Annotated in this window: 7 protein-coding genes; all 7 read left to right on the forward strand. The window is 48.6% G+C overall.

Annotated elements, in window-relative coordinates:
* Positions 1-139: 139 nt before the first annotated feature.
* The 7 genes from HYN51_RS07885 (at position 140) to HYN51_RS07915 (ending at position 12,079) form a co-directional block, all read left to right on the forward strand.
* Positions 140-1,363 carry an MdtA/MuxA family multidrug efflux RND transporter periplasmic adaptor subunit gene (locus HYN51_RS07885; RefSeq protein ID WP_108899524.1) on the forward strand — a complete coding sequence of 408 codons (1,224 nt, stop codon included), beginning with the start codon at positions 140-142 and terminating at the stop codon, positions 1,361-1,363.
* Entirely contained in the window at positions 1,360-4,509 is a 3,150-nt protein-coding gene (locus tag HYN51_RS07890; protein ID WP_108899525.1) for an MdtB/MuxB family multidrug efflux RND transporter permease subunit, read from the forward strand. Before HYN51_RS07885 ends, HYN51_RS07890 begins: the two co-directional genes overlap by 4 nt.
* Position 4,510: 1 nt before the next feature.
* Entirely contained in the window at positions 4,511-7,627 is a 3,117-nt protein-coding gene (gene mdtC, locus HYN51_RS07895; protein WP_108899526.1) for a multidrug efflux RND transporter permease subunit MdtC, read from the forward strand.
* Positions 7,624-9,048: a multidrug transporter subunit MdtD gene (gene mdtD / locus HYN51_RS07900; protein WP_108899527.1), complete on the forward strand. Its 1,425-nt coding sequence runs from the start codon at positions 7,624-7,626 to the stop codon at positions 9,046-9,048. The genes mdtC and mdtD overlap by 4 nt, the downstream gene beginning before the upstream one ends.
* 15 nt (positions 9,049-9,063) lie before the next feature.
* Positions 9,064-10,467, forward strand: coding sequence for an envelope stress sensor histidine kinase BaeS (baeS, locus tag HYN51_RS07905; protein ID WP_108899528.1), 1,404 nt, complete (start codon positions 9,064-9,066; stop codon positions 10,465-10,467).
* Positions 10,468-10,469: 2 nt separating this feature from the next.
* Positions 10,470-11,177 carry an envelope stress response regulator BaeR gene (gene baeR, locus HYN51_RS07910; RefSeq protein WP_108899529.1) on the forward strand — a complete coding sequence of 236 codons (708 nt, stop codon included), beginning with the start codon at positions 10,470-10,472 and terminating at the stop codon, positions 11,175-11,177.
* Between the two features lie 62 nt (positions 11,178-11,239).
* On the forward strand, positions 11,240-12,079 hold the full coding sequence (locus tag HYN51_RS07915; protein WP_108899530.1) for a hypothetical protein: 840 nt from the start codon (positions 11,240-11,242) through the stop codon (positions 12,077-12,079).
* Positions 12,080-12,393: the final 314 nt, after the last annotated feature.

Below are 12,393 nucleotides of genomic sequence, written 5' to 3' on the forward strand. Positions count from 1 at the left end.
GCTTACGCTTCATTACCGAACTTCCACATTTCCTTCATCATTCTTTTCTCTGAACAGGTTATACTAATAAAATCACAGTATTTTCAACTAATTCAGGGTAATAGCTCCACCATTGAGCTGTTTAAGTGAGCTTCTAACTATGACACTGCAATTCAAGCGTTTATTACGCCCACTGCCGCTCATCACTATCGCGATTGTTGCTACCGGAGTCTGGCTATTTTGGCATAGCAGTAATACGGTTCGGGTGCCCGGAGTAACGAAGTCATCCCAACCCACCGGCGGTGGACGGCACAATATGCCGCTACCGCCGGTGCAGATTGCCACTGCAAGTGTGCAGAATATTCCTCGCTATCTGAGTGGACTAGGTACGGTGACCGCTGCCAATACGGTTACGGTGCGTAACCGGGTGGATGGTCAAATCATGGCAATACACTTCACCGAAGGCCAAGACGTCAATGCGGGAGATCTGCTGGTTGAAATCGATCCGCGCCCTTATCAAGTACAGTTAACTCAGGCGGAAGGCCAACGGCTAAATATCCAAGCCACCTTAAGCAATGCCAAGCGTGATTTAGCCCGTTATCAAAAGCTGATTAAAACCAATATGGTTTCACAACAACAGTTGGATACACAGCAAGCGCTGGTTAGGCAAAGTGAAGGTAGCCTAAAATCCGCGCAAGGCGCGGTTGACAGTGCTAATTTGCAATTAACGTACAGTAAAGTCACCGCGCCTATTTCGGGTCGAGTGGGTCTAAAGCTGGTTGATGTGGGTAACTATGTTTCCAGCGGTGACAGTACCGGATTGGTCGTCATTACCCAAACGCATCCTATTGATGTGCTGTTTGCATTGCCAGAGACCGATCTGCATGCCATTTTACCCGCCTATAATCAGGGTAAATCACTGCCGGTTGAAGCTTGGGATCGCGGAAACAAGCAGTTAATATCCACAGGAGCGTTGCTCAGTCTAGATAACCAGATTGATGCCACCACTGGCACCATCAAATTAAAAGCTCGCTTTACCAATCAGGACAATCTGCTGTTTCCAAATCAATTTGTTAACGCCAAGATAAAGGTCGATACGATAGATAACGCCATCGTTATTCCTGCGGCGGCCATTCAAACCGGCAATAATGAAAACTTTGTCTGGATGATTAATGACGAAAATAAAGTCAGTAAACAGCCCGTTACCGTTGGATTTCGCAGTGGAGAGAGTGTGGTCGTTACCCAAGGTGTTGAGGCAGGGAAACGCGTCGTTACCGATGGCGTTGACCGTCTGAAACAGGACATGCAGGTTGAAGTAGTAACACCGCAATCCCTATCGGCCCCCAATGCTAAAAGCCCTCGCCAGCCACAGGATGCAAAATGAGTGAGCGCTCTGAACACGCGTCTAACAAAATAGTTTCAGGCGGAGGCCCATCCCGCCAATTTATTTTGCGCCCGGTGGCCACCACGCTACTCATGATCGCCCTGCTGTTGGCGGGAATACTGGGCTATAAATCTCTGCCGGTTTCGGCACTGCCGGAAGTAGACTACCCAACGATTCAAGTGGTCACGCTTTATCCCGGTGCCAGTCCCGACGTTACCACTTCTGCGATTACTGCTCCGCTAGAACAACAATTGGGGCAGATGTCCGGACTGAAGCAGATGTCATCTCAAAGCTCCGGTGGTGCCTCAGTTATTACCCTACAGTTTCAACTCGATCTGGATTTGGACGTTGCAGAGCAGGAAGTTCAGGCCGCGATTAATGCGGCAACCAACCTGCTGCCTAACGATCTACCCTATCCCCCCATTTACAACAAGGTCAATCCTGCCGATGCTCCCATTCTAACTTTGGCAGTCACTTCCGACGGCTTACCCATGAGCCAAGTGCGGGATATGATAGAAACCCGAGTAGCACAGAAGATTTCTCAGGTTTCCGGCGTTGGTTTGGTTAGCTTATCCGGGGGGGAACGCCCTGCGGTACGAGTTATCCTCAATCCTCAAGCAGTCGCCGCCTATGGTCTGGATAGTGAAACAGTACGTACTGCCATCACCGGTGCTAACGTCAATACGGCTAAAGGTAACCTCGATGGCCCGACTCGTTCCGCAACCCTGTCAGCCAATGACCAGATGAAGTCATTACAAGATTATCGCCAACTGATTGTGTTCTATAAAGACGGTGCGCCGGTTCGCCTACAAGATATTGCACGTATTGAGGAAGGTGCAGAAAATACCCAGTTGGCCGCTTGGGCCAATCAGAAACAAGCCATTATTTTAAATATTCAACGTCAGCCTGGTGCTAATGTTATTACCGCCGCCGATGAGGTTCGTACCGTCTTGCCCCAACTGATCGAGAGCCTGCCCGCGTCGGTAAAAGTACAAATACTCACCGATCGTACCGTCACCATTCGAACTTCAATTAACGATGTACAGTTTGAACTGTTGCTGGCAGTGATACTGGTGGTGATGGTGATCTATCTTTTCTTGCGTAATGTTCCCGCAACCATCATTCCCAGTGTTGCGGTACCGCTGTCATTAATAGGTACCTTTGCCGCAATGTATTTTCTCGGCTTCTCCATCAATAACCTGACATTAATGGCAATGATTATCGCCGCAGGTTTTGTGGTGGATGACGCGATTGTGGTGATAGAAAACATCTCCCGTTATATCGAACAGGGGGAAAAACCGTTAAACGCGGCGCTAAAAGGTGCGGGTGAAATTGGTTTCACCATTATCTCTCTGACCATCTCGCTGGTGGCGGTATTAATCCCGCTCCTGTTTATGGGCGATGTGGTTGGTCGCTTATTCCATGAATTTGCACTTACCCTGACCATTGCGATTTTGATTTCTGGCGTGGTTTCGCTAACCCTCACCCCAATGATGTGTGCCCGACTGTTAAGCCACGCGTCTCTGCGTAAACAAAATCGTTTCTCTCTGGCCTGTGAGCGTTTTTTTGAACAGATTATCGCCGGTTATGGACGCTATTTGACCATCGCCTTAAAGCATCACTGGGCCACGCTGTCCGTCGCAGTGGGGACACTGGGCCTGACCGTCTTACTCTATCTGTTTATTCCCAAAGGCTTCTTTCCATTACAGGACAACGGTCTGATTCAGGGAACATTAGAAGCGCCGCAATCTATCTCATTCTCAGCAATGTCTGAACGCCAGCAGGCCGTGACCAAAATCCTGCTGCAAGACCCCGCGGTAGAGAGTGTCTCTTCATTTATTGGTGTTGATGGCAGTAATGCCACCCTAAACAATGGGCGACTGCAAATTAATTTGAAGCCGTTAAACCAACGCGATGACCGCGCACCTAAAATTATTGAACGCTTACATCACAGTGTACAAGCCTTGCCGGGGATTACCCTCTATCTGCAACCGGTACAGGACTTAACCATTGAGGATCGGATAAGCCGCACTCAGTATCAGTTCACGTTGCAAACGATGTCATTAGACCAACTCACGCTGTGGGTGCCTAAATTACTCGATCGCCTGAAACAATTGCCGGAACTGGCCGATGTGAGCAGCGACTGGCAGGATCAGGGATTAGTGGCTTATGTTAATGTGAACCGTGATGAGGCCAGCCGTTTAGGTATTAATATGAGCAGCATTGATAATGCGCTGTATAACGCCTTCGGTCAGCGACTGATCTCCACTATTTACACTCAGGCTAATCAGTATCGGGTGGTATTGGAACAGCAGGTTGATAACCAACGGGTGCTTAACGCTTTTGATGATATCTACCTGAAAAATGGCAGCGGTCAGTCAATTCGCTTAACCAATATTGCCACCATTGAGCAGCGGGTTGGGCCACTGTCGGTTAACCGTATCGCTCAATTCCCTTCAGCCACCGTTTCGTTTAACTTACCGGCTGGAGTATCGCTGGGTGAAGCCACTAAAGCCATTACTCAGGCCGAACAGGAACTGAATTTTCCGACCGATATCACCACCCAATTTCAGGGCGCAACGCTAGCTTTTCAGGCCTCACTGAGCAGTACACTATGGCTAATTCTGGCGGCGATCGTCACAATGTATATTGTGCTCGGCGTATTGTATGAGAGCTTTATTCATCCGGTAACTATTCTTTCCACCTTACCCAGTGCCGGTGTTGGTGCCTTACTGGCACTGATGCTCTCTGGTCAGGAGCTGGATATTATCGCCATTATCGGCATCATCCTGCTTATTGGTATTGTGAAGAAGAATGCCATCATGATGATCGACTTTGCGCTGGCGGCGGAACGTGAGCAGGGAAAAAACCCTTATGATGCAATTTATCAAGCCTGTTTGCTGCGTTTTCGCCCTATTCTGATGACCACAATGGCAGCTTTGTTGGGTGCTTTACCGCTAATGTTCAGCACCGGTATTGGTGCTGAGTTACGCCACCCGCTGGGAATATGTATGGTGGGAGGCCTGTTAGTCAGTCAAGTGCTCACCCTGTTTACCACGCCGGTTATCTATTTGATGTTTGACCGTTTGAGTAAGCGTAAACCGGTTATCACTCAACCAACTGAAACCACTCAGGACGGTGTGTGATATGAAGTTCTATGCCCTGTTTATTAACCGTCCGGTAGCCACCATTTTGCTGACGCTGGGCATTATTCTCAGCGGTATTCTTGGCTTTAAATTACTGCCCGTCTCTCCCTTGCCCAAAATTGATTTTCCGGTGATTTCCGTCAGTGCTTCACTGCCGGGCGCATCACCGGAGACCATGGCATCGTCCATTGCAACCCCGCTGGAACGCTCGTTAGGTGCCATTGCCGGTGTTAATGAAATGACATCAACCAGCTCACTGGGCAGTACCCGCATTATTCTGCAATTTGATATGGATCGGGATATCAATGGCGCCGCCCGTGATGTGCAGGCGGCCATCAACGCAGCGCACAATTTGCTTCCCAGCGGTATGCCTTCCAGACCCACCTACCGAAAAGCCAACCCTTCCGATGCCCCCATAATGATCCTGACGTTAACTTCTGACGTTTACAGTCAGGGAGAGCTTTACGATTACGCATCGACTCAATTGGCACAGAAGCTCTCTCAACTGGAGGGGGTTGGTGATGTTTCCGTTGGCGGTAGCTCTCTACCCGCTGTGCGGGTACAGCTTAACCCTCAGGCGCTGTTCAATCAGGGGGTTTCGTTAGACGATGTCCGAACCGCGATTAGCCGGGCCAACGTTCGCAAACCGCAGGGATTTTTGAAAGCCAATGCACAAAACTGGCAGGTTCAAACCAACGATGAGATTAAAACAGCCGACCAATATAAACCGATTATTATTCATTACAATAATCAGTCTGCGGTCAGATTACAGGATGTAGCCACCGTCACCGACTCGGTACAAGACATTCGTAATGCCGGTATGGCGAATGGTATTCCCGCCATTTTGATTATGATTCGACGTTCCGCTGATGCCAACATTATCGATACGGTAGACCGCATTCGTGCAGAAATACCTGAACTGCAATCTTATATCCCTGCCTCGATTAATCTCGCGATTGCTCAGGATCGCTCACCCACGATTCGCGCCTCGTTGTTTGAGGTTGAACGCGCCCTGACTATCGCCGTTGCGCTAGTGATTCTGGTGGTATTCCTGTTTCTGCGTTCTGGGCGGGCGACGCTAATCCCGGCGGTTGCCGTACCGGTTTCGCTGATTGGTACCTGTGCCGCCATGTATATGCTCGGTTTTAGTCTGAATAACCTGTCGCTGATGGCCTTGACCATTGCCACGGGCTTTGTAGTCGATGATGCCATTGTGGTGCTGGAGAACATTGCTCGCCATATTGAAGCAGGGCTTAAACCTTTTGATGCCGCACTGAAAGGGGTAAACGAAGTCGGTTTTACCGTTCTCTCGATGAGCCTTTCTCTGGTAGCGGTTTTTATTCCATTGCTGTTTATGAGTGGCTTGCCCGGACGTTTATTCAGCGAGTTTGCTATTTCACTGTCGGTGGCGATTGGGATCTCATTGGTGATTTCTCTTACCCTAACGCCGATGATGTGCGCCCGGTTGCTACAAGCCAGAAAACAGGAACGGCCTCGTTCTTCACAAGGGTTTGGCCGCATCATTCTTGCCCTTCAACAAGGCTATGCCCGTAGTCTTAACTGGACGTTAGATCACTCGCGACTGGTGTTCGTCATCTTTCTTAGCACCATTGTGCTGAACGTCTGGCTGTATGTGAATGTCCCCAAGACCTTCTTTCCTGAACAGGATACCGGTCGACTGATGGGGTTTGTACAGGCAGACCAGAGCATCTCTTTTCAGTCGATGAAAAAGAAGATGGAAGTGCTGATGAAAATCGTCAGTAGCGATCAGGATGTGGATAACGTTACCGGTTTTACCGGCGGTTCACGTACCAATAGCGGCTCCATGTTTATCTCACTCAAGCCGCTGACAGAGCGCAAAGACACAGCCCAACAAGTGATTAATCGTCTAAGGGGCAAACTCTCTCAAGAACCAGGGGCCAGCCTGTTTTTGATGGCTGTGCAAGATGTCAGAGCCGGCGGGCGTCAGTCGAACGCTGGTTATCAATATGCTTTGCTGTCTGACGATCTCAGCATTCTACGTCAATGGGAACCAAAAATTCGGGCGGCATTTGCCACCCTACCTGAACTGACGGATGTTAACTCCGACCAACAGGATAAAGGGGCCGAAATTGCCATCACCTATAACCGAGAAACCATGTCGCGATTAGGGATTGATGTTTCCGCTGCCAACGCCCTGCTCAATAATGCGTTTGGGCAGCGACAAATTTCTACCATCTATCAACCGTTGAACCAATATAAAGTGGTCATGGAAGTTGCGCCTGAGTTTGCTCAAGACCAAAGCGCTCTAGATAAGATGTTTGTCATCAATCAGGATGGCAAACCTATTCCCCTTTCCTACTTTGCCCAGTGGACCCCGGCAAATGCGCCATTATCCGTCAACCACCAAGGCCTTTCCGCCGCGTCTACCGTTTCGTTTAATCTGGCGGAGGGATATTCCTTATCCGAGGCCACCGCAGCTATTGAACGAACCATGACCGCATTAGGCGTTCCCAATACAGTCAGAGGATCTTTTGCCGGTACTGCTCAGGTCTTTCAGGAAATGCTGCAATCACAGATTTTCCTGATTATTGCAGCCATCATGACTGTGTATATCGTACTGGGTGTCCTGTATGAGAGTTATATTCATCCTCTGACCATTTTATCCACCCTGCCATCTGCCGGGGTTGGCGCTATACTGGCTTTAGAACTGTTTGATACCCCATTCAGCCTGATCGCTCTCATCGGCGTTATGCTGTTAATTGGGTTGGTCAAGAAGAACGCCATCATGATGGTGGATTTTGCTCTTACGGCAGAAAGGCAAGGTAACTTGACGCCTCGCGAAGCTATCTTTCAGGCCTGCCTGCTGCGTTTTCGACCGATTATGATGACCACTCTGGCAGCTATTTTTGGTGCTATTCCTCTGGTACTTGGCAGCGGCGACGGAGCGGAATTGCGACAGCCTCTGGGTATCACTATTGTTGGCGGGTTGATAATGAGTCAACTATTAACCCTGTATACTACGCCGGTGATTTATCTCTACTTTGATCGCCTAAGGCTTTGGTATAAAAACCGTCATCCGTCACTGATAACCCCCACTAACCACCTGAGTCTGCCCGGAGGAACCGACACAAAATGAAAAAGAGTCACGTTAATGTGCGTTGGCAACTGTGGATTGTGGCTCTGGGTTTCTTTATGCAGTCGCTGGACACCACCATTCTGAATACGGCCTTGCCTTCTATGGCAGTTAGTCTCAATGAAAGCCCGCTTCAGATGCAATCCGTCATTGTTGCCTATATTCTTACTGTCGCCGTAGGGCTACCCGCCAGCGGCTGGTTAGCGGACCGTATCGGCGTTAAGCCGGTATTTCTATCCGCTATTGTTCTTTTCACCTTCGGTTCTCTGCTTTGCGCTCAGTCAGAAAGCTTACAAGAGCTGATTCGCGCGCGGGTAATACAAGGGATTGGTGGAGCCATGATGGTGCCCGTAGGTCGATTAACCGTGATGAAAATCGTTCCTCGCGAACAGTATATGGCGGCCATGACCTTTGTTACCTTACCCGGGCAGGTTGGCCCATTGATGGGGCCCGCGCTGGGCGGTTTTCTAGTGGAGTACGCCAGTTGGCACTGGATTTTTCTGATTAATATTCCGGTCGGTATTATTGGCGTATTGGCAATCCTGATGATTATGCCTAACTATAAAATGCCGCCGCGCCCCTTCGATGTGGTTGGTTTTATTTTGTTGGCAATTGGTATGGCCACCATTACCCTTTCGCTGGATGGTCACTCTGGTTTAGGCCTGACTCCAACGGCCATTTTGTTTCTATGTACCAGCGGCGTTGCCGCTCTTGGGCTTTATTGGCTACACGCTCGCCGGGCTAAAGCGCCGCTGTTCAATTTGGCTATGTTTAAAATCCCAACCTTTGCGCTAGGGCTGACTGGCAGTTTATTCGCTCGTATTGGTGGCGGGATGCTACCGTTTATGACGCCATTATTTTTACAGGTGGGTTTAGGTTTTTCCCCATTCCACGCTGGTTTGATGATGATTCCCATGATCATTGGCAGCATGAGCATTAAACGTCTGGTGGTGCAAATTGTTAACCGCTATGGCTATCGGGTTGTTCTTAGCATCGCGACCTTAGCCTTACCGGTCATTACGCTGTTGATCCCAATCGCTGGCTTGTTGGGATGGTATGTGCTGATTCCGTTTCTGTTATTTATGCTCGGGGTAACTAATGCGGTACGTTTTTCCACTATGAACACCCTGACGCTGAAAGATTTGCCCGATGAACTCGCCAGCAGCGGTAACAGCCTGCTGTCAATGGTTATGCAGTTATCCATGAGCCTAGGCGTCAGTATTGCAGGGATTCTGTTGGGTATCTTCTCAATGCATCATGTTGCCGTTGGTAGCCCTGACGTTCAACAGGCATTCTTATATACCTATTTGTGTATTGGGTTAATTATGCTGATTCCGACGGCAATTTTTGCTCGGGTTCCCAAAGACAGTGCTAAAAACGTCTTGTTGGGTTCGGGTAACCGTCGAGATAAATCCGATAACTAACGGAAATTAAATCTAATGAAATTGGGGATCACCGGAAAGCTATTCTTTGCCATTTTAGCCACCTGCATGCTGGTACTCATTACCATGCACTGGGGCGTTCGCCTGAGTTTTGAACGGGGTTTTACCGATTATATCCGCTCCGGTAACGAACAACGTTTAAGTTTGCTAGGCAATGCGCTGGCAGAACGCTATCGCCATGAGGGTAACTGGCAATTTCTCCAGCGCAATGAAAAAATCATTTATCAGCTATTGCCCTCGATTGAACAAAGCCATGATGAGAATGACGAACAGACGTTACCGCCTCAAGGGTGGCGAGTCCCTTTCTGGATCTTTGATACTCAGAACCATATGCTTGCAGGATCCTCCCACCCGGTTCCACGTCAGGCTACCCGTAAAGCCATCACGCTGGATGGGAAAACCATCGGCTGGATTGTTGGTATGCCGAGCGAAAAATTAACCCGCAGTGCCGATATAAATTTTGCTAAACAACAAAATCGCACCAGTTGGATGTTGATTGGCCTTTCAACCCTACTGGCCGCCATTGCCACGCTGCTGGTTTCCCGCAGCCTGTTATCTCGCGTAAAACACTTGGTTACCGGTACCCACCAACTGGCAGCCGGAGACTTTTCCGCTCGGGTTCTGGTCACCAGTAAAGATGAACTGGGAATGTTGGCCAATGACTTTAACCAACTGGCCAACACGCTAGAAAAAAACGAACGTATGCGACAGGCCTTTATTGCCGATGTCTCCCACGAGTTACGAACGCCGTTAGCCGTATTGCAGGGAGAATTGGAAGCGCTAGAGGACGGGGTCCGCCAACTCACCGCGACCTCCTTACATTCGCTGCAGGCTGAAGTGCGATCCCTGACCAAATTAGTCAATGATTTACATCAGCTTTCATTATCCGATTTAGGGGCTCTAACGTATAAAAAGAGCAATCTCGATCTGATCGCATTACTGGAACAGGCTATCGCGGCCTATCAAAGTCGCTTTACCCATAAGGGATTAGCCATTGAAACCGATCTACCACAAAGTGCCGTCGTTTTTGGCGATCCCGACCGGCTATCACAGCTGTTTCATAATTTGTTAGAAAACAGTCTGCGTTATACCGATGCCACTTACGCCGATACGCAGGGACGGCTACGTATCTCGGTCACCATCACTAAAGCATCAATACTGTTACACTGGCACGATTCTGCGCCTGGTGTTACTGATGAACAGTTAAGTCAGATTTTTGAGCGTTTTTATCGTACTGAAGTTTCACGCAACCGCGCCAACGGCGGCTCTGGATTAGGCCTCTCCATCTGCTGGAATATTGTTGATGCTCACGGCGGAGAAATTAGCGCCAACCATTCTGCTTTAGGCGGACTAGAAATTCAGTTACTCTTACCGCTGGTAACAGAAATGGTATCCCCATAACCATGACAGAAAGCGCCCTATTATCCGGCAATGATTTGCCGCCCGTATTGATTGTAGAAGATGAGCCTAAGCTGGGTCAGTTGTTAATTGATTATCTTCAGGCCGCCGGGTATCGCACCCATTTGATTACTCAAGGCCAAGAAGTCATTGATTGGGTGAAACAATACGCTCCTTCGCTGATCCTGTTAGATTTGATGTTACCCGGCGTTGATGGCATCACACTGTGTCGTGAAATTCGTACTTTCTCTGATGTGCCGGTGGTGATAGTAACGGCAAAGACTGAAGAGATCGATCGTCTATCCGGACTGGAAATCGGTGCGGATGACTACATCTGTAAGCCCTATAGCCCACGGGAAGTGGTGGCTCGGGTTAAAACTATTTTAAGACGTTGCTATCTGCCGGTCAGAGAATTACCCTCTGTGGAATTGGGTTTACAGTTGGATGATTCACAGTTTCAGATTCGATATAACAATACCAGCCTTGATTTGACCGCCGCCGAATTTCGGTTGCTAAAAACCCTGTCGACCCATCCGGGCCAGGTGCTGACCAGAGAATCGCTGTTGGATAACCTTTACGACGACTACCGTGTGGTAACCGATCGAACCGTGGACAGTCATATCAAGAATTTACGCCGTAAACTGGAAGCCTTAGCGCCAGAAAAAGTATTTATCCGCTCGGTATACGGGTTAGGCTACCGTTGGGAAGAGTAAGTAAACAGGTATTTATGCTTTTCTGAGTAGTGATGGAAAATACAACAGGAGTTGTCAGGTTAATGAATTTAGTTATTAAGCGTTCCCTTTTCGTTCTAATTATTCACACCTTATTGGTCTCTGTTGTCCATGCAGAGACAGCTAAGGACTGCGTAGTGGGTAAAGAGACCGTTATTAATAATCATCTGGCTCTGCTCAACATGCCAGAATTTAATCATGCCCGTGAAGTGGAAACCGTCACCGAAAGCGACAATACCCACTCAGCCTTTTACTATAAATTTAACTACGACCGCTGCGGCCAGTTGACCGATATGTATGCCCAAATAACGCGCAATGAACTGCGCTTTCGCATTGATTCCAGCTACGATATCCGTAGAAATCAACAGGGCTGGAGAAATAGTTACAACGTCACTCTATTTGGTATGAATAAACTGTTTTATGCCCGGGAAGGTGCGATTGATTATCATACTGATGATAAAGGGCTAATCGTCAGCTCAACGGATAATTACCTTTCCGGCAGTGATGATAAAAAAGCAGAAAACGGTGTAACCAACGGCATCTATAAAACTGACGATAAATTCCGTATGGCTTATAGCTTATTGAGCGGTAGTGACGAAACTGTCAACGGCGAATACCGTTTCTTCTTTCAGCCGGACAATAAGCCCTTCGCCTTGATCGGCCCGACAATGAGCATTAGTTACCTGTATGACAGCCAGCAACGTGCCAGCGGCATGATAGAAATTACCGTTTCCCCCTACTATCTTGGCAATAAAAAAACCGACTGTCTGGAATGGAATGAGCGTAATGACTGCACTAAATCCATTAGCAAGGAGCTAGAGCTGTTTCCAACCTATGTGGTAGACCGAACAACGGTGTTGCGATCGACTTATACTTACTGGTGACGAGTAAATCGGTACCAATGAACATTCCGGTCGTATAAACGACATTGCATATATTGGCATTGCACTCGGCCGGAAGACCATCGGTACTCAGTGATGAAGCTCATCAGACGAGCCTGCCTACGGTAACCTCACCTTTCGATTAACTATTTCAGTCATAAAACTTCACTATCGAACTGTACCCACGAGCAGTAAATCTTAAAACACGTCTTGTTTCACGCCTGCCGTTGCCATTCATCTCAACCAGGTCTACAATTCCGGCCCTGGGATTTTCCCAAGGCTGTACCCTTAGGGTGCGGCTCTGACTTGTGATCAGA

The sequence above is a fragment of the Limnobaculum parvum genome (assembly GCF_003096015.2).
Classification (GTDB): Bacteria; Pseudomonadota; Gammaproteobacteria; order Enterobacterales; family Enterobacteriaceae; genus Limnobaculum; species Limnobaculum parvum.

Bases quoted from the DNA above. Each gene is read 5' to 3' on its own strand.
- mdtD (WP_108899527.1), top strand. From the start codon at position 7,624: ATGAAAAAGAGTCACGTTAATGTGCGTTGGCAACTGTGGATTGTGGCT.
- mdtC (WP_108899526.1), top strand. From the start codon at position 4,511: ATGAAGTTCTATGCCCTGTTTATTAACCGTCCGGTAGCCACCATTTTG.
- HYN51_RS07890 (WP_108899525.1), top strand. From the start codon at position 1,360: ATGAGTGAGCGCTCTGAACACGCGTCTAACAAAATAGTTTCAGGCGGA.
- HYN51_RS07885 (WP_108899524.1), top strand. From the start codon at position 140: ATGACACTGCAATTCAAGCGTTTATTACGCCCACTGCCGCTCATCACT.
- baeR (WP_108899529.1), top strand. From the start codon at position 10,470: ATGACAGAAAGCGCCCTATTATCCGGCAATGATTTGCCGCCCGTATTG.
- baeS (WP_108899528.1), top strand. From the start codon at position 9,064: ATGAAATTGGGGATCACCGGAAAGCTATTCTTTGCCATTTTAGCCACC.
- HYN51_RS07915 (WP_108899530.1), top strand. From the start codon at position 11,240: ATGAATTTAGTTATTAAGCGTTCCCTTTTCGTTCTAATTATTCACACC.